The sequence below is a fragment of the Bacillus sp. FSL K6-0993 genome (assembly GCF_037977205.1).
GTDB lineage: Bacteria > Bacillota > Bacilli > Bacillales > Bacillaceae > Bacillus > Bacillus subtilis.
In genome coordinates, this window is sequence record NZ_CP150275.1 from 35,001 (window position 1) to 55,190 (window position 20,190).

Sequence of the window (20,190 nt, forward strand, 5' to 3'; positions counted from 1 at the left end):
TAATCATACATGTGTGATTTGTGATCAAGAGAAGAATAGAGGCATTCATCTTTATAAGAAATTCATATGCTTAGATTGTGAGAGAAAAGTAATTTCTACATCAACTTCTGATCCTGACTATGCGTTTTACGTAAAAAAACTAAAGAGCATTCATACACCGCCATTATATTCATAGACCTGAAAAGGTCTTTTTTTATACTCTTAATAATAAAAAGAAGATGAAACTTGTTTAAGGATTGAACGTAGTAGATAATAATATTAAAACAGAGTATAGACACAGGAGTCGATTATCTCATGCAGAGATTTTTTCACTTTTTGATGTGGAGTTTAACTAGCAGTGCGACTTTTGTTTTCATAGGAATATTGAGCTTTTTCGGTTTAAACCAGTCGCTTTTTTTATCTTTTGTTTATGGGCTTGCTTCTGGAGCAGCCGTATATATAGCTGGCATCTGGAATGCAAGACGGTTATTTCTTAAAAAGCATGAATTGACAGGAAGAGAGTATGCTTACATTAAGAAAAACTTAGAGGAAGCAAGGCAGAAAATGATCCGTCTTAGGAAAGCCTTGTTTCAGGCTAAAAGCATTCAAATGTTTAAGCAAAATGCAGAAATGCTAAGGATTGTGAGAAGGATTTATCTCCTCACCAAAAAAGAGCCAAAGCGGTTTTATCAGGCAGAACGTTTTTTTTATCAAACTCTCGATTCGATTGTTGAATTGACAGAGAAGTATGCTTTTCTATCATCTCACCCAAAAAAAAGCAAAGAACTGTCGATGTCGTTAAGTGAGACACGCATAACTCTTACTGAATTGACCAAGCGTTTAGAGGAAGATTTAACTCAAGTAATGGGTGATGAAATTGACGATTTGCAGTTTGAATTAGATGCAGCAAAACATTCATTAAAGAAATAAGGGAAGAGGGTAAGAGCGATGAACCGAGACCAAAGCGACCTTCATATAGATGAATTATTGGCAGATCCTTTTGGTGGTAACATAGAGATACCAGGTTCGGAGGCTGTAAAAGCAGAGAAAGAGCAAGTACGGCTTGTTGATGTTCTTCCTGAGGAAAACAAGGAAAAAGCAATTCAGCTTGCTGGACAGATTGACCATAAAAATATGCAAAGCATTGTCTTATACGGTTCACAAGCTCAATCTAAACTGCTGAACTTTTCTCATGATATGATTAATCATGTTCAAAAGAAGGATGTCGGGGAGATTGGCGAAATACTTGGAGAGCTGATGAAAAAGCTGGAGCAAGTAAATCCTGATGATCTCCAATCTAAGAAAAAGGGTTTTTTGGCACGCATGTTTGGAAGAGTATCAAGTTCTCTTCAAGAGGTGCTGTCTAAATACCAAAAGACCAGCGTGCAGATAGACAGAATCAGCTTGAAGCTGGAGCACTCTAAAAATGCTTTAATCAGTGACAATAAGCTATTAGAGCAGTTATATGAAAAAAATAAAGAGTATTTCGCAGCGCTGAATGTTTATATTGCTGCAGGAGAACTGAAGCTGGAGGAATTAAAAACAAAAACAATTCCTAAACTGAAGCAACAGGCTGAATCGAGTGATCATAACCAAATGGCCGTTCAAGAAGTAAATGATTTGATTCAATTTGCTGATCGGTTAGATAAAAGGGTGCACGATTTGCTGCTGAGCAGGCAAATTACAATCCAAAGTGCGCCGCAAATCAGGCTGATTCAAAATACAAACCAAGCGTTAGCTGAAAAGATCCAGTCATCCATTGTGACAGCGATTCCGCTATGGAAAAATCAAGTTGCCATTGCACTGACGCTTTTAAGGCAGCGCAATGCAGTGGAAGCACAACAGAAAGTATCTGATACAACCAATGAGCTTTTGCTGAAAAATGCGGAGCTTTTAAAAACCAATACAATTGAAACTGCACGGGCAAATGAAAGAGGTCTTGTTGATATAGATACCCTGAAGAAGGTGCAGGAAAGCTTAATAAGCACGCTTGAAGAAACACTGACTATACAAGAAGAAGGACGAATCAAACGCCGTCAGGCAGAAGAAGAGCTTATGATGATGGAAGGCGACCTGAAACAAAAGCTGCTTACAATAAAGGAAAGATAGTTACCAGTAAGTCTGGCTTTAAGTTCTCTCAGAGGCACGATATAATAAGGTGTAAGAAGACACATTCAAAGGATTGTTTTCATGAACACACCTTTATATAAAGCATTAATTCAACATGCGAGAAGAAATTCTCATTCATTTCATGTTCCGGGACATCACAATGGAGATGTCTTTTTTGATGACGCTAAGTCAATATTCGATCCGCTTCTCACCATTGATGTAACTGAACTGGCAGGACTGGATGATCTCCATCATCCTTCTGGGGTGATTAAGGAAGCTCAGGAGCTTGCCAGTCAATTATATGGATCGGCGGAAAGTTTTTTTCTGGTAAATGGTACGACTGTCGGAAACTTAGCGATGATTTTATCTGTTTGTGAACCTGGTGATACAATTCTGGTTCAAAGAAACTGTCATAAATCTGTATTCCATGCTGTTGATTTGGCCGGTGCTGATCCGGTTTATCTTGCACCTGACGTTGATTCAGCGATGCATGTGCCTACGCATGTTCCGCTTGGAACAATTAAAGAGGCCCTGGCAGCATATCCAGATGCGAAAGGCTTGGTACTGACCAATCCGACATATTACGGACATAGTGCTGATTTGACTGAGATCATTACTGAAGCCCATCATTACGGGATACCTGTTTTGGTCGATGAAGCGCATGGCGCACATTTTATTTTAGGTGAGCCTTTTCCGGTCTCAGCTTTAAAAATGGGGGCAGATATTGTTGTTCAGTCGGCCCACAAAACGTTGCCTGCCATGACGATGGGTTCTTATTTGCATCTCAACAGCAGCTGCAGGATTAACAGGGATCGGGTGGCAGAGTATTTAAACCGATTACAAAGCAGCAGCCCGTCTTATCCGATTATGGCTTCGTTAGATATTGCCCGCGCTTATGTACAGCATATTATAGAAGAACAAAAGCTTTCTGACATTCTGCAGCGGATACAAATACTTAAACAAACGTTTGATTCACTTACAAATGCAGAAGCTGTTAACCCTGCTAATCCACTGATCATCACGGATCCACTAAAGCTCACAATTCGTTCAAAACGCGGGCATTCTGGCTATACGCTGCAAAGCATATTAGAGCGTGCCAACATATTCACTGAGCTTGCTGATGAAAATCAAGTACTGCTCGTTCTCCCATTGGGAGGAAAACGGAGAATAAATGCTGAAACCATTAGAAGCATTGATGAAGAGATTGAGAAAACGCCTCCGGATCAGACGTTTGTTTCTGCAGAATGGGGAGTGCAGCCTGTTACTGTCTTGCCTTATCCAAAAAAGGTCTTACATTCGTTTAAGAAAGAATATGTGGACTTTGAGGAAGCAGCTGGCCGGCTGAATGCAGAAGATATCATCCCTTATCCTCCGGGTATCCCGATGATTATGGCGGGAGAAAGAATAACAAAAGAAAGTGTGCAAAAGCTCAGCCGCTTGATCAGCATGAAAACGCATGTTCAAGGGAATATGAAAATCAAAGAGAAACAACTACTTGTTTATATAGAAGAGGAGAAATCATGAGCGGTTTATTTATTACATTCGAAGGTCCTGAAGGTGCGGGAAAAACGACTGTTCTGCAGGAGATCAAAAACATACTGACAGCAGAAGGCCTTCAGGTTATGGCAACTCGAGAGCCAGGCGGAATAGATATTGCAGAACAAATTCGAGAGGTTATTCTGAATGAGAACAATACATTAATGGACTCAAAAACAGAAGCTCTCTTATATGCGGCTGCAAGACGCCAGCATTTAGTTGAAAAAGTAAAACCTGCTTTAGAACAGGGGTTTATCGTTCTTTGCGACAGATTCATAGACAGTTCTCTTGCTTATCAAGGATATGCAAGAGGACTTGGAATTGATGAGGTTCTGTCCATTAATGAATTTGCCATTGGAGATATGATGCCCCATGTAACGGTTTATTTTTCAATTGATCCGGAAGAAGGACTGAAGCGTATTTACGCAAATGGCTCACGGGAGAAAAACAGGCTCGATTTAGAAAAACTGGACTTTCATACAAAAGTACAAGAAGGTTATCAAGAGCTGATGAAGCGATTTCCGGAAAGATTTCATTCAGTTGATGCCGGGCAATCCAAAGACCTCGTCGTTCAGGATGTTCTAAAGGTGATCGATGAAGCGTTAAAAAAAATTCAATTGTGACCTGTTTCCCAATAGTTGATATAATAATGTAAACGAGATCACGTTGTTTCCAATCTAAAGGAGGCCTTCACAGATGAAATTGATAGTGGCAGTTGTACAAGATCAGGACAGCAACAGACTTTTGAAAACCTTAACGGATCACAACTTCAGAGTCACAAAGCTTGCGACGACAGGAGGATTTCTTAAATCAGGCAATACAACGTTTATGATCGGTGTCGAGGATATACGCGTCAATAAAGCGTTGAGTCTCATTAAAGAAAACGGGCAGAAACGTGATCAAATGATTGCCCCTGTATCTCCAATGGGCGGAAATGCTGATTCTTATGTCCCTTATCCAGTCGAAGTTGAAGTTGGCGGAGCGACAGTATTTGTCCTTCCAGTCGATGAATTTCATCAATTTTAAGGATTTGAAACTGTGAAAATTAATAAAGATATACGTACATTTATAGATAATAAGCAGCTTCCCTCTGTGAAAACATCTGAGATCACAGCATCGTTTAAAACATCAATGGAAAACCAAAGCAGTAAAATGAAGCTAGATCAGCTTACCAGGCTGTTATCTGATATAGAGGCATTCGGAAAAAGGCTAACGAAATCTCGGAATTTTAAAGACTTAGCGAGATTTAAAGGACTTGTGAAACGTTTTGTCAAAGAAGCTGTGGACAGCGGCCTTTCACATGAAACATCGAAAAGCTTTGACCTTTACGGGAACAGCAGAACGCTGGGACTTGTGAAAGAAATAGATGACAAATTGATACAGCTTACGGAAGAGATGATGGATCAGGAAAAACCGGCAATTGATTTGCTGGAGCGTATTGGCGAAATAAAAGGTTTATTAATTAACCTTTACACATAGAGAGTGATACAATGGCAATATCCTGGAAGGAAATGAACGAGCTTCAGCCCAGAGTGATGAAGCTTTTATATAATAGTATTGAGAAGGACAGACTATCACACGCTTATTTGTTTGAGGGGAAAAAAGGAACAGGCAAGCTTGATGCCGCGCTGCTTCTTGCAAAAAGCTTCTTTTGTCTGGAGGATGGCGCGGAGCCTTGTGAGAGCTGCCGAAACTGTAAACGGATAGAGTCAGGGAACCATCCTGATCTCCATCTTGTTCAGCCTGATGGCTTATCAATCAAAAAGGCGCAAATTCAAGCGCTCCAAGAAGAGTTTTCTAAGACAGGACTTGAATCGCATAAAAAGCTGTATATTATTTCGCACGCAGATCAAATGACAGCAAATGCGGCGAACAGCCTGCTGAAATTTTTAGAAGAACCGAACAAAGACACAATGGCCGTCCTCATCACTGAGCAGCCCCAAAGGTTATTGGATACCATCATTTCAAGATGCCAAACCCTTCCTTTTCAGCCTTTGCAGCCGAAAGCAATTGAAGACAGACTGATTGAACAGGACGTCTCGCTTCATATGGCAAGGCTTCTGGCCAACATGACCAATAATGTAGCAGAAGCAGTCGAATTAAGTCGAAATGATGAGTTTGCAGAGTCTAGAGCGAAAGTGATAAAATTGTATGAAGTCCTACACCAGCGGAAAGGACATGCTTTTTTCTTTATTCAAGATCAATGGATGCCCTTTTTCAAAGAAAAAACCCATCAAGAAATGGGTCTTGATATGCTCTTATTGATATATCGTGATGTGTTGTCCATCCAAATAGGAAATGAAGATAAATTGATTTATCAAGACTTATTCCAATCAATAAAACAGCATGCGCTACAATCAACACAACAAAGCGTTACGAATCAGATACTTGCTGTTTTAGAAGCAAAGAAACGGCTTCATTCCAATGTGAATGTACAAGGATTAATGGAGCACTTGGTGTTAATGTTGCAGGAGGGATAAGCTTGTACAATGTAATTGGTGTCCGCTTTAAGAAAGCGGGTAAAATATATTATTTTGATCCGAATGGATTTCATATAGAACATGACAGCTGCGTAATTGTAGAAACTGTCAGAGGCGTTGAGTACGGCCAGGTCGTAATTGCAAATAAACAGGTGGATGAGCATGATGTGGTGCTTCCCCTTCGAAAAGTGATACGTGTGGCTGACGAGCGCGATCTTCTCATTGTAGAAGAAAATAAACAGGAAGCACTATCAGCATTTGATATCTGCCAAAAGAAAGTGATTGAGCATGGCTTGGATATGAAGCTGGTCGATGTTGAATTCACGTTTGATCGCAATAAAGTCATTTTTTACTTCACTGCTGACGGCCGAGTCGACTTCAGAGAGCTTGTAAAGGATTTGGCATCTATCTTTAAGACAAGAATTGAGCTGCGCCAAATAGGAGTAAGGGATGAGGCAAAAATGCTCGGAGGAATCGGTCCTTGCGGAAGAATGCTTTGCTGTTCAACGTTCCTTGGAGATTTTGAACCCGTTTCCATTAAAATGGCCAAGGATCAGAACTTGTCTTTAAATCCTACGAAGATTTCGGGTCTTTGCGGACGATTGATGTGCTGTCTAAAATATGAGAACGATGAGTATGAGACGGCAAAAGAACAGCTTCCGGATATAGGAGAAATGATTACGACAGCAAACGGTCCCGCGAAGGTCGTCGGACTAAATATTCTGGAACGGGTGCTTCAGGTGGAACTGATAAACCGTGAAAAAGTGATAGAATATACTTGGGAAGAGCTCTTGGAAGAGGGCGTCGTATCCGCACAAACCACAGATTAACGAGGTGTGGAACCTTGGATAAAAAAGAGTTATTTGATACAGTCATTAACTTAGAAGAACAAATTGGCTCACTGTACCGGCAGCTGGGGGATTTGAAGCAGCATATCGGTGAGATGATTGAGGAAAATCATCATTTACAGCTTGAAAACAAGCATTTGCGCAAACGGCTGGACGATACGACGCAGCAGATTGAAAAGTTCAAAGCTGATAAAAAAGAATCAAAAACACAGAAGACAGAGCAAACTGATATAGGGGAAGGATATGATAATCTGGCACGTCTGTATCAAGAAGGATTTCATATCTGCAATGTCCACTATGGTAGTGTTCGAAAAGAAGATTGTCTTTTCTGTCTGTCATTCTTAAATAAAAAATAGGGAAAAGGCTTCCGCTTAAGACGGGAGCCTTTTTCAAAGGTACTGAAAGGATAAGAAGATGGTTTCATTACATGATGATGAAAGATTAGATTATTTGCTGGCAGAGGACATGAAAATCATACAAAGCCCAACAGTGTTTGCTTTTTCGTTGGACGCTGTGCTTCTGTCCAAATTTGCGTACGTTCCGATTCAAAAAGGGAAAATTGTTGATTTATGCACCGGCAATGGTATTGTGCCGCTGCTGCTCAGTACAAGATCAAAAGCAGACATTCTGGGAATCGAAATTCAAGAAAGGCTGCATGATATGGCTGTTCGCAGCGTGGAGTATAATAAGTTGGACGATCAGATCCAGATCATACATGATGACCTGAAAAACATGCCGGAGAAACTTGGACATAATCGATATGATGTTGTCACCTGCAATCCGCCTTATTTTAAAACGCCGAAACAAACTGAACAAAACATGAACGAGCATCTCCGAATCGCAAGACATGAAATCCACTGCACACTGGAGGATGTCATTTCAGTCAGCAGCAAGCTGCTCAAGCAAGGGGGAAAAGCAGCTCTTGTTCACCGGCCGGGAAGGCTTCTGGAGATTTTTGAACTGATGAAGGCTTATCAAATCGAGCCGAAACGTGTACAATTTGTCTATCCGAAGCAAGGGAAAGAAGCCAATACCATTTTGGTTGAAGGCATCAAAGGCGGGCGCCCGGATTTGAAAATTCTTCCTCCTTTATTCGTTTATGATGAACAAAATGAATATACAAAAGAAATCAGGACCATTTTATATGGAGACAAATAACCATTTCTTCTACGTCGTGAAATGTAAGGACAATAGCTGGTATGCCGGGTATACCAACGATCTGCATAAACGAGTGAAAACACACAATGATGGAAAGGGCGCAAAGTACACAAAAGTAAGACGTCCGGTTGAATTAATTTTTGCCGAGAGCTTTTCAACAAAGCGAGAAGCTATGCAGGCGGAATATTATTTCAAAAAACTAACTCGGAAGAAAAAAGAGCTTTATATAGAAGAAAAGCGGAACAGCAAGGAGGCTGTATATGTTAAGGCGCCAAATGAGCTTTAATGGAAAGTCGGACATGGGAATTCTTTACTTGGTCCCAACCCCAATCGGAAATCTAGAGGATATGACATTCCGGGCGATTGACACGCTGAAATCAGTGGATGCGATTGCTGCGGAAGATACGAGGCAAACAAAAAAGCTTTGTCATGTTTATGAAATTGAAACACCGCTCGTCAGCTATCACGAACACAATAAAGAAAGCAGCGGGCACAAAATTATTGAATGGCTGAAATCGGGAAAAAACATTGCTCTTGTCAGTGATGCCGGTCTGCCGACGATTTCTGATCCCGGAGCGGAAATTGTAAAGGACTTTACGGATATAGGCGGTTATGTTGTTCCGTTGCCGGGGGCAAATGCTGCATTAACAGCTCTTATTGCTTCAGGTATTGTACCGCAGCCTTTTTTCTTTTACGGTTTTCTCAACAGACAGAAAAAAGAAAAGAAGAAGGAGCTTGAAGCCCTTAAAAAACGGCGCGAAACGATCATTTTTTATGAAGCGCCTCACAGATTGAAGGAAACATTGTCAGCGATGGCAGAGATATTAGGAGATCGGGAAATTGCTGTAACGCGTGAACTCACTAAGAAATATGAAGAGTTTATCCGAGGAACCATATCCGAGGTCATTGGATGGGCAAACGAGGATCAGATACGCGGCGAGTTTTGTCTTGTCGTAGAAGGAAGTAATAATGAAGAGGTAGATGAGGAAGAACAATGGTGGGAAACCCTCACTGCGAAAGAACATGTCGAGCATTACATCTCGAAAGGCGCTACTTCTAAAGAAGCCATTAAAAAAGCAGCAGTCGATCGCAATGTACCAAAGCGTGAAGTGTACGATGCTTACCATATTAAGCAATAAAAAAACGTTCTTGTGTCATAACAAGAACGTTTTTTGTACAAGAAATGATTATTTAAGGTTTTGAAGCTGGTTTTGGATTTCGCTGATGATTTGCTCAGCGCCTTCTTTACTAAGAACCAATTTACCGCCTGCAAGTTTAAGGTTATCATCAGAAACTTCACCAGTTACTTGGCAAGTCATGTTTGGTTTATATTTTTTAAGGATGATTTTTTCATCATCAACATAGATTTCAAGAGCATCTTTTTCTGCGATTCCAAGAGTACGACGCAGTTCGATAGGAATAACTACACGTCCTAATTCATCAACTTTACGTACAATACCAGTAGATTTCATAAACATTCTCCTCCCAAGAGATACTTATTTGTTTAAATTATATTTTTCTTCGTCATTATTCGACAAAATCCTTACCTTCATAGCATAACAAGGTTTCCAATAATCGTCAATCATTTTGTTTACTATTGATTGTAAGAATTAGTTCTTATAGTCAGTAATGTCTTAGAAACTACCGAAATAACAGCATTTTATAAATATTTAATAAAGCTATTATCCTACTAAAAATCCTTTTAAATCAAGACTTTCGAACCAAAGTTTTTTATTTCATTTGATTATATACGACAAAATTCGACACGAACAGACTTTTTTTATTTTCATTAAAGATTTTTAATTTTAATTATTCTTTTTCAGGGTGTATGTATATATTCTTGATCTTAAAGGCTAAGATGGTATCATAGATAAAGGATAAATATAAATAATATTCATATATGATTTGCACTTATCGCCGCTCTCGTCCTTTGGGCGGGAGCTTTTTGACATTCTGATTAGGAGGTTTCAAGATGCCGCAAGAAAACAATACATTTTACATTACAACACCGATTTATTATCCGAGCGGAAAATTACATATCGGCCATGCATATACGACAGTCGCGGGAGATGCAATGGCACGTTACAAAAGATTAAAAGGATTCGATGTTCGCTATTTAACGGGAACGGACGAGCATGGACAAAAGATCCAGCAAAAAGCTGAACAGGAAAACATTACACCTCAGGAGTATGTGGATCGCGCAGCGGCAGATATTCAAAAACTGTGGAAGCAGCTTGAAATCTCAAACGACGACTTTATCCGCACGACAGAAAAACGGCATAAAGTTGTCATTGAAAAGGTGTTTCAAAAGCTTCTTGATAACGGGGACATCTATCTTGATGAGTATGAAGGCTGGTACAGCATCCCTGATGAAACGTTCTACACGGAAACTCAGCTCGTTGATATTGAGCGGAATGAAAAGGGAGAGGTCATCGGCGGAAAAAGCCCTGACAGCGGTCACCCAGTTGAATTGATCAAAGAGGAATCTTATTTCTTCCGCATGGGGAAATACGCGGATCGTCTTCTGAAATACTATGAAGAAAACCCGACATTCATTCAGCCAGAATCACGCAAAAACGAAATGATTAATAACTTTATCAAACCTGGACTTGAGGATTTGGCAGTATCACGCACCACTTTTGATTGGGGCGTGAAGGTGCCGGAAAATCCAAAGCATGTTGTATATGTTTGGATTGACGCACTATTTAACTATTTAACGGCACTCGGTTATGATACAGAAAATGATGAGCTTTATCAAAAATATTGGCCTGCCGATGTTCATTTAGTCGGTAAGGAGATTGTACGGTTCCATACTATTTACTGGCCAATTATGCTGATGGCGCTGGATCTTCCGCTGCCGAAGCAGGTATTCGCGCATGGCTGGCTTTTGATGAAAGACGGAAAAATGTCGAAATCAAAAGGAAATGTTGTAGATCCGGTTACATTAATTGAACGCTATGGTTTAGACGAGCTTCGCTATTACCTGCTTCGCGAAGTGCCGTTCGGATCTGACGGTGTATTTACGCCGGAAGGATTTGTTGAGCGAATCAACTATGATTTAGCGAATGATTTAGGAAATCTATTGAATCGTACTGTTGCGATGATTAATAAGTATTTTGACGGACAAATCGGTTCTTACAAAGGTGCTGTTACGGAATTTGACCAAACGCTTACTTCGGTTGCTGAAGAAACAGTGAAAGCTTATGAGAAAGCAATGGAAAATATGGAGTTCTCGGTAGCACTTTCGACTTTATGGCAGCTCATCAGCCGCACAAACAAATACATTGATGAGACAGCTCCATGGGTGCTTGCGAAAGATCCGGCAAAAGAAGAAGAATTGCGATCAGTTATGTATCATCTCGCTGAATCATTGCGTATTTCAGCGGTACTGCTTCAGCCATTCTTAACAAAAACACCTGAAAAAATGTTCGAGCAGCTGGGCATTACTGATGAATCTTTAAAAGCTTGGGACAGCATTACAACTTTCGGCCAGCTGAAAGATACAAAAGTACAAAAAGGCGAGCCATTGTTCCCTCGTTTAGAGGCAGAAGAAGAAATTGCTTACATCAAAGGGAAAATGCAAGGTTCGGCACCAGCGAAAGAAGAAACAAAAGAAGAAGAGCCGCAAGAGGTCGATAGTTTACCTGAAATTACGATTGATCAATTCATGGATGTAGAGCTTCGCGTAGCTGAGGTCATTGAGGCAGAGCCAGTGAAAAAAGCAGACCGTTTATTGAAGCTGCAGCTTGATCTGGGTTTTGAAAAGCGCCAAGTGGTATCCGGCATTGCGAAGCATTATACGCCTGAAGAGCTTGTTGGAAAAAAACTCGTTTGTGTAACAAATCTAAAACCGGTTAAACTCAGAGGAGAGCTTTCCCAAGGTATGATCCTTGCAGGAGAAGCAGACGGCGTTTTAAAGGTCGTGTCTATCGATCAGTCGTTACCAAAAGGCACAAGAATTAAATAATGATAAAACAAAAGGTGTTTCACGTGTAACAATTCGTCGAACACCTTTTGTGTTTCGACAAGAAAGGAGTTTTTCACTTATGTTGTTTGATACACACGCGCATTTAAATGCAGAACAATATGATACTGATCTTGAAGAGGTTATTGAACGGGCAAAAGCTGAAAAAGTTGAACGAATTGTCGTAGTTGGTTTTGACCGTCCGACGATTACCCGTGCGATGGAAATGATTGAGGAATATGATTTTATTTATGCAGCCATTGGCTGGCACCCTGTTGACGCTATTGACATGACAGAGGAAGACTTAGCGTGGATTAAAGAGCTTTCTGCTCATGAGAAAGTGGTAGCGATAGGGGAAATGGGACTGGATTATTATTGGGATAAATCACCTAAAGATATTCAAAAAGAGGTGTTTAGAAAACAAATCGCCTTAGCGAAAGAGGTCAATTTGCCTATTATCATTCATAACCGTGATGCAACGGAGGATGTCGTGACCATTTTGAAAGAGGAAGGCGCAGAAGCTGTGGGCGGAATCATGCACTGCTTTACAGGAAGTGCGGAAGTGGCAAGAGAATGCATGAAAATGAATTTTTATTTATCATTTGGGGGACCGGTGACATTTAAAAATGCGAAGAAACCGAAGGAAGTAGTGAAGGAAATTCCCAATGACCGGCTGCTGATTGAAACGGACTGCCCGTTTCTCACACCGCACCCTTTCCGCGGGAAAAGAAATGAGCCAAGCTATGTGAAATATGTGGCAGAACAAATCGCCGAATTAAAAGAAATGACCTTTGAAGAGATTGCTTCCATCACGACTGAAAATGCGAAAAGACTTTTCCGTATAAACTGACAAAAAACGCTAGCGGGTTTTGTAAGAGCTTGTCCCTTACAGCGTTTTTCTATAAAAGTTCTACATGCTTTCTTCTCCTCATAGGATAGGTTTGTCGACAAGTCTTTCTTCCGTTTCTCAGTGTATTTCAGGATAATGAAGAGGACACTGAGCTTTTGGGAGAAAGAGAAGGGAGGGTTGACAGCCTTTTAGATACTCTATATAATCTCTCCGAGGAGAAGGAGGCGTTTTTCATCACACAAAAAATGAAAAAGCTGTTTTCCGTAAAGCTTAGCAAAAGCAAAGTCATTCTGGTTGCTGCTTGTTTGCTTTTGGCAGGAAGCGGGACTGCGTACGCGGCTCATGAGCTGACGAAACAATCAGTCTCAGTTTCTATCAATGGCAAAAAGAAACATATACGCACACATGCAAATACAGTCGGTGATCTTTTGGAGACGCTTGATATAAAGACAAGAGACGAAGACAAGATCACACCTGCTAAACAGACAAAGATAACAGCAGACATGGACGTTGTGTATGAGGCTGCAAAACCTGTGAAGCTTACAATAAACGGGGAAGAAAAGACGTTATGGTCAACAGCAAAAACGGTCGGTGCATTACTGGACGAACAAGATGTTGATGTGAAAGAACAAGATCAAATTGATCCCGCAATAGATACAGATATTTCGAAAGACATGAAGATTAACATAGAGCCCGCATTTCAGGTTACTGTGAATGATGCAGGGAAACAAAAGAAGATCTGGACGACTTCGACTACGGTCGCTGACTTTTTAAAACAGCAAAAGATGAACATAAAAGACGAAGATAAAATCAAGCCTGCGTTAGATGCAAAGCTGACGAAAGGAAAGGCTGATATTACAATTACTCGTATCGAAAAGGTCACCGATGTAGTTGAAGAGAAGATTGCGTTTGATGTGAAAAAGCAAGAAGACGCTTCTCTTGAAAAAGGGAAAGAAAAGGTCGTCCAAAAAGGAAAAGAAGGCAAGCTAAAAAAACATTTCGAAGTCGTTAAAGAAAACGGTAAAGAAGTGTCCAGAGAGCTTGTAAAAGAAGAAACAGCTGAACAAAGCAAAGATAAAGTGATTGCTGTCGGCACAAAGCAAAGCAGTCCAAAAGTTGAAACGGTCAGTGCTTCAGGTGATTCAAAAACAGTTGTGTCCCGCAGCAATGAATCAACAGGCAAAGTCATGACTGTATCATCTACGGCTTATACGGCAAGCTGCAGCGGTTGTTCAGGACATACAGCGACAGGCGTCAATTTAAAAAATAATCCGAATGCCAAAGTCATCGCTGTGGATCCAAATGTCATTCCGCTAGGCTCCAAAGTCCACGTGGAAGGCTATGGATATGCCATTGCTGCAGATACCGGTTCAGCGATTAAAGGGAACAAGATAGACGTCTTTTTCCCAGAGAAATCATCGGCGTACCGATGGGGAAATAAAACAGTCAAAATTAAAATCTTAAATTAGTATATACTTATGTATTCAGAGGGTTTTGCGCCCTCTGTTTTTTTCGTTATAATAGACAAAGTGCATTTTCTGCTTATTAGACGCTCGACATAAGAAAAAGTTTCATGAATATACAAAAGTTTTTATTTTGTCTTGGAGGAAATAATGAAAATTAAAGAGATCATTGTGGTCGAGGGGCGTGACGATACGGCCCGCATCAAATTGGCTGTTGATGCAGACACAATTGAAACAAATGGTTCAGCCATCGATGATCATGTGATTGACCAAATCCGTTTGGCCCAGAAGACCAGAGGCGTCATTATTTTAACGGATCCGGACTTTCCGGGAGAGAAGATTCGCAAAACCATCTCAGAGGCTGTACCCGGCTGTAAGCATGCATTTTTGCCAAAGCATCTTGCCAAACCTAAAAACAAGCGGGGAATTGGTGTGGAGCATGCATCGGTTGAAAGCATTAGGGCATGTTTAGAAAATGTGCATGAGGAGATGGAAGCGCAGCCGAGTGACATTTCAGCTGAGGATTTGATTCATGCCGGACTAATAGGCGGACCTGCGGCCAAACGCCGCCGGGAACGACTGGGTGATCTGTTGAAAATCGGCTATACAAATGGCAAACAGCTTCAAAAACGGCTGCAAATGTTTCAAATTAAAAAAAGTGATTTTATGAGTGCGCTCGATACCGTTATGCGGGAGGAACAGAATGAATAAAGATATTGCGACACCGATTAGAACGAAAGAGATACTGAAGAAATATGGTTTTTCTTTTAAAAAGAGCTTAGGACAGAATTTCTTAATTGATACGAACATTTTAAACAGAATTGTCGATCACGCAGAAGTGACGGAGAAAACAGGTGTCATTGAAATCGGCCCGGGAATCGGGGCTTTAACCGAACAGCTTGCCAAGCGGGCGAAAAAGGTCGTGGCATTTGAGATTGATCAGCGATTATTGCCGATTCTGAAGGATACACTGTCACCTTACGACAATGTCACTGTCATTCATCAGGACGTGTTAAAGGCTGATGTCAAATCAGTCATTGAAGAACAATTTCAAGATTGTGATGAAATCATGGTAGTTGCCAACCTTCCTTATTACGTAACAACACCGATTATCATGAAACTGCTTGAAGAACATCTTCCGCTGAAAGGGATTGTGGTCATGCTGCAAAAAGAAGTGGCTGAGCGCATGGCGGCTGATCCTTCATCTAAGGAGTACGGCTCGCTTTCAATCGCGGTGCAGTTTTATACAGTAGCCAAAACGGTGATGATCGTACCGAAAACCGTATTTGTTCCTCAGCCTAATGTCGATTCCGCAGTCATCCGGCTGATTCTCCGAGACGGCCCGGCAGTGGACGTGGAAAACGAATCCTTTTTCTTTCAGCTCATCAAGGCAAGCTTTGCACAGCGCCGTAAAACGCTGCTCAATAACTTAGTTAACAATCTGCCTGAAGGAAAAGCGCAAAAATCAACGATTGAGCAAGTGCTCGAAGAAACAAATATTGACGGCAAGCGCCGAGGTGAATCCCTGTCTATTGAGGAATTCGCAGCGCTGTCTAACGGATTGTATAAAGCCCTTTTCTAAAAGGGCTTTTTGTTTTGCGCACCACATGGACTGCCGCTACATAGGCTAGAGAAGGACCTTTCATTCAATGATAAGAAAAACTTGGACTCAGCGAAAAAAGGCGCTTTCTCAAGGCTCTTTCTTTCATGATGAGGCTTAGTCTATGTGTGGAGTGAGGAACGTGCAATTTCAAATAGGGGATATGGTAGCCAGAAAATCCTATCAGATGGATGTTTTGTTTCGAATTATAAGAATAGAGCAAACAAGCAAAGGAAATTCAATTGCCATTTTGCATGGAGATGAAGTCAGGCTGATTGCTGATTCGGATTTTTCTGATCTGGTAGCAGTGAAAAAAGATGAGCAGATGATGCGGAAAAAGAAAGATGAGAGCAGAATGAATGAGTCGCTCGAATTACTCCGCCAGGATTATAAACTGCTCAGAGAAAAGCAGGAGTACTATGCGACAAGCCAATATCAGCATCAGGAGCATTATTTCCATATGCCGGGCAAAGTGCTTCATCTGGATGGTGACGAAGCATATCTGAAAAAATGCCTGAATGTCTATAAAAAAATTGGAGTGCCGGTCTATGGCATCCATTGCCATGAAAAGAAAATGTCTGCTTCTATTGAAGAATTGCTCGACAAATATCGACCTGATATCCTGGTGATCACAGGGCATGATGCGTATTCGAAGCAAAAGGGCGGTATTGATGATTTGAATGCGTACAGACATTCTAAGCACTTTGTTGAAACAGTTCAAACAGCCCGAAAAAAGATCCCTCACTTAGATCAGCTTGTTATTTTTGCGGGGGCCTGCCAATCCCATTTTGAATCACTCATCAGAGCGGGTGCGAATTTTGCAAGTTCACCGTCAAGAGTCAATATTCATGCGCTTGATCCGGTATATATCGTCGCGAAGATCAGCTTTACGCCGTTTATGGAACGGATTAATGTATGGGAAGTGCTCCGTAATACGCTGACAAGAGAGAAAGGGCTTGGAGGTATTGAAACAAGAGGAGTTCTGAGAATTGGTATGCCTTATAAGTCCAATTAACAGTTGAAAACCTGCATAGGAGAGCTATGCGGGTTTTTTATTTTACATAATGATACATAATTTACCGAAACTTGCGGAACATAATTGAGGAATCATAGAATTTTGTCAAAATAATTTTATTGACAACGTCTTGTTAACGTTGATATAATTTAAATTTTATTTGACAAAAATGGGCTCGTGTTGTACAATAAATGTAGTGAGGTGGATGCAATGGCGAAGACGTTGTCCGATATTAAAAGATCGCTTGATGGGAATTTAGGTAAAAGGCTGACGTTAAAAGCAAACGGTGGCCGCCGAAAAACGATTGAGCGTTCGGGCATTTTAGCTGAGACGTACCCTTCTGTTTTTGTGATACAACTAGATCAAGACGAGAACTCGTTTGAAAGAGTTTCATACAGTTATGCTGATATTTTGACTGAGACTGTTGAGCTGACATTTAATGATGACGCCGCAAGCTCAGTGGCATTTTAACGGGCAGTGAACCTTTTGTTTACTGCTTTTTGTTTTGCCCTTTTTTGTTTCCATTAATTTTAACGAAAGTTCCATCTAATTTAACAAAAGATAAAACAGTCACATATTATCGTGACGTGCACGAATGGCTATCACTTCTAAAAAAGGGGTTGTTTCGTTTGGGCAGACGTCGTGGAGTTATGTCAGATGAGTTTAAATATGAGCTGGCTAAAGACCTTGGTTTTTATGACACAGTAAAAAGTGGCGGCTGGGGCGAAATTCGGGCTCGCGATGCTGGTAACATGGTGAAGCGTGCTATTGAAATCGCCGAACAGCAAATGGCTCAGAATCAGAATAACAGATAAGGATGTGACCCGGGGGACGTGCTGTTCCCTGGTTTTTTATTTTGGATATAAATACATAATGGGCTGAATATGGATATGTTCATCCTGTACTTCAAATGTGATACAATGTTCATACTTATGTTTAGATGGAGAAGTAGGTGAAAGCTATGCGTATTTTAGAAAAAGCGCCAGCTAAGATCAATCTGTCACTTGACGTCACCCGAAAACGCCCGGATGGCTATCATGAAGTCGAAATGATCATGACGACAATTGATTTAGCTGATCGAATTGAATTGACGGAGCTTGCAGAGGATGAAGTGAGGGTTTCCTCCCACAACCGATTTGTGCCTGATGACCAAAGAAACTTAGCTTATCAGGCTGCCAAGCTGATCAAGGACAGATACAACGTGAAAAAGGGAGTTTCCATCATGATTACGAAGGTAATTCCGGTGGCTGCCGGTCTTGCCGGCGGAAGCAGTGATGCGGCGGCGACGCTCAGAGGGCTGAACAGACTGTGGAATTTAAATCTGTCCGCGGAAACGCTTGCTGAGCTTGGAGCGGAAATTGGCTCTGACGTTTCATTTTGTGTCTATGGCGGAACTGCATTAGCAACAGGGCGCGGCGAGAAAATTAAACATATCAGCACGCCTCCGCACTGCTGGGTCATTTTAGCGAAGCCGACAATCGGTGTTTCAACTGCTGAAGTGTACAGAGCGCTGAAACTGGATGGTATAGAGCATCCTGATGTACAAGGCATGATCGAGGCGATAGAAGAAAAGAGTTTTCAGAAGATGTGCAGCCGTTTAGGCAATGTGCTTGAATCTGTTACGCTCGATATGCATCCTGAAGTTGCGATGATCAAAAACCAGATGAAACGCTTTGGTGCAGATGCCGTGTTAATGAGCGGGAGCGGCCCGACAGTGTTTGGACTGGTTCAGTATGAGTCAAAGGTGCAGAGAATTTATAACGGGTTAAGAGGCTTCTGCGATCAAGTTTATGCGGTGAGAATGATCGGCGAACAGAACGCTCTTGATTAAATCCGTATGTTAAGTTATATTGATCTTAAAATATTCGGATTTTGGGGGTAAGTTCATGAAGTTTCGTCGCAGCGGCAGATTGGTGGACTTAACAAATTATTTGTTAACCCATCCGCACGAGTTAATACCGCTAACCTTTTTCTCTGAGCGGTATGAATCTGCAAAATCATCGATCAGTGAAGATTTAACAATTATTAAACAAACCTTTGAACAGCAGGGGATCGGTACTTTGCTTACTGTTCCCGGAGCTGCCGGAGGCGTTAAATATATTCCGAAAATGAAGCAGGCCGAAGCTGAAGAGTTTGTGCAGACACTTGGACAGTCGCTGGCAAATCCTGAGCGTATCCTTCCGGGCGGTTATGTATATTTAACGGATATCTTAGGAAAGCCATCTGTACTCTCCAAGGTAGGGAAGTTGTTTGCTTCCGTGTTTGCAGAGCGCGAAATTGATGTTGTCATGACCGTTGCCACGAAAGGCATCCCTCTTGCGTACGCAGCTGCAAGCTATTTGAATGTGCCTGTTGTGATCGTTCGTAAAGACAATAAGGTAACAGAGGGCTCCACAGTCAGCATTAATTACGTTTCAGGCTCCTCAAACCGCATTCAAACAATGTCACTTGCGAAAAGAAGCATGAAAACGGGTTCAAACGTACTCATTATTGATGACTTTATGAAAGCAGGCGGCACAATTAATGGTATGATTAACCTGTTGGATGAGTTTAATGCAAATGTGGCGGGAATCGGCGTCTTAGTTGAAGCCGAAGGAGTAGATGAACGTCTTGTTGATGAATATATGTCACTTCTTACTCTTTCAACCATCAACATGAAAGAGAAGTCCATTGAAATTCAGAATGGCAATTTTCTGCGTTTTTTTAAAGACAATCTTTTAAAGAATGGAGAGACAGAATCATGACAAAAGCAGTCCACACAAAACATGCCCCAGCGGCAATCGGGCCTTACTCACAAGGGATTATCGTCAACAATATGTTTTACAGCTCAGGTCAAATCCCTTTGACTCCTTCAGGCGAAATGGTGAACGGCGATATTAAGGAGCAGACTCATCAAGTATTCAGCAATTTAAAGGCGGTTCTGGAAGAAGCGGGTGCTTCTTTTGAAACAGTTGTAAAAGCAACTGTATTTATCGCGGATATGGAACAGTTTGCGGAAGTAAACGAAGTGTATGGACAATACTTTGACACTCACAAACCGGCGAGATCTTGTGTTGAAGTCGCGAGACTCCCGAAGGATGCGTTAGTCGAGATTGAAGTTATTGCACTGGTGAAATAATAAGAAAAGTGATTCTGGGAGAGCCCGGGATCACTTTTTTATTTACCTTATGCCCGAAATGAAAGCTTTA

General features: G+C 41.2%; 25 protein-coding genes (1 of these 25 cut by a window edge). 24 read left to right on the plus strand and 1 reads right to left on the minus strand.

Translation table 11 applies throughout. The annotated features are described in order from the left end of the window. The 13 genes from csfB to rsmI all read left to right on the plus strand — a co-directional run. On the plus strand, window positions 1-175 hold the 3' portion of the coding sequence (gene csfB / locus MHH79_RS00180) for an anti-sigma-G factor (RefSeq protein ID WP_063336204.1). 20 nt of this gene lie to the left of the window's left edge; the window shows 175 of its 195 coding nt (coding positions 21-195); the start codon falls outside the window, past its left edge; it ends in the stop codon at window positions 173-175. Window positions 176-294: 119 nt separating this feature from the next. Continuing rightward, entirely contained in the window at window positions 295-909 is a 615-nt protein-coding gene (locus tag MHH79_RS00185; RefSeq protein ID WP_309529931.1) for a 5-bromo-4-chloroindolyl phosphate hydrolysis family protein, read from the plus strand. An 18-nt stretch (window positions 910-927) separates the two neighbouring features. Then, window positions 928-2,088 carry a toxic anion resistance protein gene (locus MHH79_RS00190; protein WP_309529930.1) on the plus strand — a complete coding sequence of 387 codons (1,161 nt, stop codon included), beginning with the start codon at window positions 928-930 and terminating at the stop codon, window positions 2,086-2,088. Between the two features lie 81 nt (window positions 2,089-2,169). Continuing rightward, entirely contained in the window at window positions 2,170-3,612 is a 1,443-nt protein-coding gene (locus tag MHH79_RS00195; protein ID WP_100506894.1) for an aminotransferase class I/II-fold pyridoxal phosphate-dependent enzyme, read from the plus strand. After that, entirely contained in the window at window positions 3,609-4,247 is a 639-nt protein-coding gene (gene tmk / locus MHH79_RS00200) for a dTMP kinase (protein ID WP_063336207.1), read from the plus strand. The genes MHH79_RS00195 and tmk overlap by 4 nt, the downstream gene beginning before the upstream one ends. Before the next feature lie 73 nt (window positions 4,248-4,320). After that, the gene (darA, locus tag MHH79_RS00205; protein WP_003242755.1) at window positions 4,321-4,650 is read left to right on the plus strand and encodes a cyclic di-AMP receptor DarA; all 330 of its coding nucleotides are present in this window, start codon (window positions 4,321-4,323) and stop codon (window positions 4,648-4,650) included. 12 nt (window positions 4,651-4,662) lie between these two features. Continuing rightward, a complete protein-coding gene (locus tag MHH79_RS00210; protein ID WP_015382556.1) occupies window positions 4,663-5,103 on the plus strand; it encodes a YaaR family protein in 441 nt (146 codons plus the stop codon). A gap of 11 nt (window positions 5,104-5,114) precedes the next feature. Continuing rightward, entirely contained in the window at window positions 5,115-6,104 is a 990-nt protein-coding gene (gene holB, locus MHH79_RS00215; protein ID WP_015482689.1) for a DNA polymerase III subunit delta', read from the plus strand. A 2-nt stretch (window positions 6,105-6,106) separates the two neighbouring features. Beyond that, window positions 6,107-6,934, plus strand: coding sequence for a competence/sporulation regulator complex protein RicT (gene ricT, locus MHH79_RS00220; protein WP_003226767.1), 828 nt, complete (start codon window positions 6,107-6,109; stop codon window positions 6,932-6,934). Window positions 6,935-6,948: 14 nt separating this feature from the next. Further along, window positions 6,949-7,308, plus strand: a complete 360-nt coding sequence (gene yabA, locus MHH79_RS00225) for a replication initiation-control protein YabA (protein ID WP_003218308.1) — start codon at window positions 6,949-6,951, stop codon at window positions 7,306-7,308. A 58-nt stretch (window positions 7,309-7,366) separates the two neighbouring features. After that, the gene (locus MHH79_RS00230) at window positions 7,367-8,110 is read left to right on the plus strand and encodes a tRNA1(Val) (adenine(37)-N6)-methyltransferase (RefSeq protein ID WP_063336208.1); all 744 of its coding nucleotides are present in this window, start codon (window positions 7,367-7,369) and stop codon (window positions 8,108-8,110) included. After that, complete coding sequence (locus MHH79_RS00235) at window positions 8,097-8,396, plus strand: GIY-YIG nuclease family protein (RefSeq protein ID WP_003242983.1); 300 nt, start codon at window positions 8,097-8,099, stop codon at window positions 8,394-8,396. Before MHH79_RS00230 ends, MHH79_RS00235 begins: the two co-directional genes overlap by 14 nt. Then, complete coding sequence (rsmI, locus tag MHH79_RS00240) at window positions 8,371-9,249, plus strand: 16S rRNA (cytidine(1402)-2'-O)-methyltransferase (RefSeq protein ID WP_019712967.1); 879 nt, start codon at window positions 8,371-8,373, stop codon at window positions 9,247-9,249. Before MHH79_RS00235 ends, rsmI begins: the two co-directional genes overlap by 26 nt. Before the next feature lie 48 nt (window positions 9,250-9,297). Here the strand turns inward: rsmI and abrB are convergent, their stop codons facing one another. Further along, window positions 9,298-9,588 (minus strand): transition state genes transcriptional regulator AbrB, encoded by a 291-nt coding sequence (abrB, locus tag MHH79_RS00245; protein ID WP_003226760.1) that lies wholly within the window; start codon window positions 9,586-9,588, stop codon window positions 9,298-9,300. A 494-nt stretch (window positions 9,589-10,082) separates the two neighbouring features. On the opposite strand from abrB, the gene metG reads away from it, so the two are divergent. The 11 genes from metG (at window position 10,083) to ridA (ending at window position 20,120) form a co-directional block, all read left to right on the plus strand. Beyond that, on the plus strand, window positions 10,083-12,077 hold the full coding sequence (gene metG, locus MHH79_RS00250) for a methionine--tRNA ligase (protein ID WP_309529929.1): 1,995 nt from the start codon (window positions 10,083-10,085) through the stop codon (window positions 12,075-12,077). Between the two features lie 79 nt (window positions 12,078-12,156). After that, window positions 12,157-12,924, plus strand: a complete 768-nt coding sequence (locus MHH79_RS00255) for a TatD family hydrolase (protein ID WP_309529928.1) — start codon at window positions 12,157-12,159, stop codon at window positions 12,922-12,924. Between the two features lie 155 nt (window positions 12,925-13,079). Next, window positions 13,080-14,393 (plus strand): ubiquitin-like domain-containing protein, encoded by a 1,314-nt coding sequence (locus tag MHH79_RS00260; RefSeq protein WP_015715099.1) that lies wholly within the window; start codon window positions 13,080-13,082, stop codon window positions 14,391-14,393. 144 nt (window positions 14,394-14,537) lie between these two features. Beyond that, the gene (gene rnmV, locus MHH79_RS00265; protein ID WP_015253010.1) at window positions 14,538-15,098 is read left to right on the plus strand and encodes a ribonuclease M5; all 561 of its coding nucleotides are present in this window, start codon (window positions 14,538-14,540) and stop codon (window positions 15,096-15,098) included. Further along, window positions 15,091-15,969 (plus strand): 16S rRNA (adenine(1518)-N(6)/adenine(1519)-N(6))-dimethyltransferase RsmA, encoded by an 879-nt coding sequence (gene rsmA, locus MHH79_RS00270; RefSeq protein ID WP_123374499.1) that lies wholly within the window; start codon window positions 15,091-15,093, stop codon window positions 15,967-15,969. Before rnmV ends, rsmA begins: the two co-directional genes overlap by 8 nt. Before the next feature lie 160 nt (window positions 15,970-16,129). After that, on the plus strand, window positions 16,130-17,002 hold the full coding sequence (prtG, locus tag MHH79_RS00275) for a sporulation-specific protease PrtG (RefSeq protein ID WP_015382563.1): 873 nt from the start codon (window positions 16,130-16,132) through the stop codon (window positions 17,000-17,002). Between the two features lie 210 nt (window positions 17,003-17,212). Next, window positions 17,213-17,473 (plus strand): Veg family protein, encoded by a 261-nt coding sequence (locus MHH79_RS00280; RefSeq protein WP_003218330.1) that lies wholly within the window; start codon window positions 17,213-17,215, stop codon window positions 17,471-17,473. A gap of 158 nt (window positions 17,474-17,631) precedes the next feature. Continuing rightward, window positions 17,632-17,817, plus strand: a complete 186-nt coding sequence (locus MHH79_RS00285; RefSeq protein WP_309529927.1) for a small, acid-soluble spore protein, alpha/beta type — start codon at window positions 17,632-17,634, stop codon at window positions 17,815-17,817. Between the two features lie 146 nt (window positions 17,818-17,963). Next, entirely contained in the window at window positions 17,964-18,833 is an 870-nt protein-coding gene (ispE, locus tag MHH79_RS00290) for a 4-(cytidine 5'-diphospho)-2-C-methyl-D-erythritol kinase (protein WP_003226742.1), read from the plus strand. 55 nt (window positions 18,834-18,888) lie between these two features. Next, on the plus strand, window positions 18,889-19,746 hold the full coding sequence (purR, locus tag MHH79_RS00295; protein WP_003218342.1) for a pur operon repressor: 858 nt from the start codon (window positions 18,889-18,891) through the stop codon (window positions 19,744-19,746). Beyond that, complete coding sequence (gene ridA / locus MHH79_RS00300; RefSeq protein WP_003226738.1) at window positions 19,743-20,120, plus strand: 2-iminobutanoate/2-iminopropanoate deaminase; 378 nt, start codon at window positions 19,743-19,745, stop codon at window positions 20,118-20,120. The genes purR and ridA overlap by 4 nt, the downstream gene beginning before the upstream one ends. Window positions 20,121-20,190 lie beyond the last annotated feature (70 nt).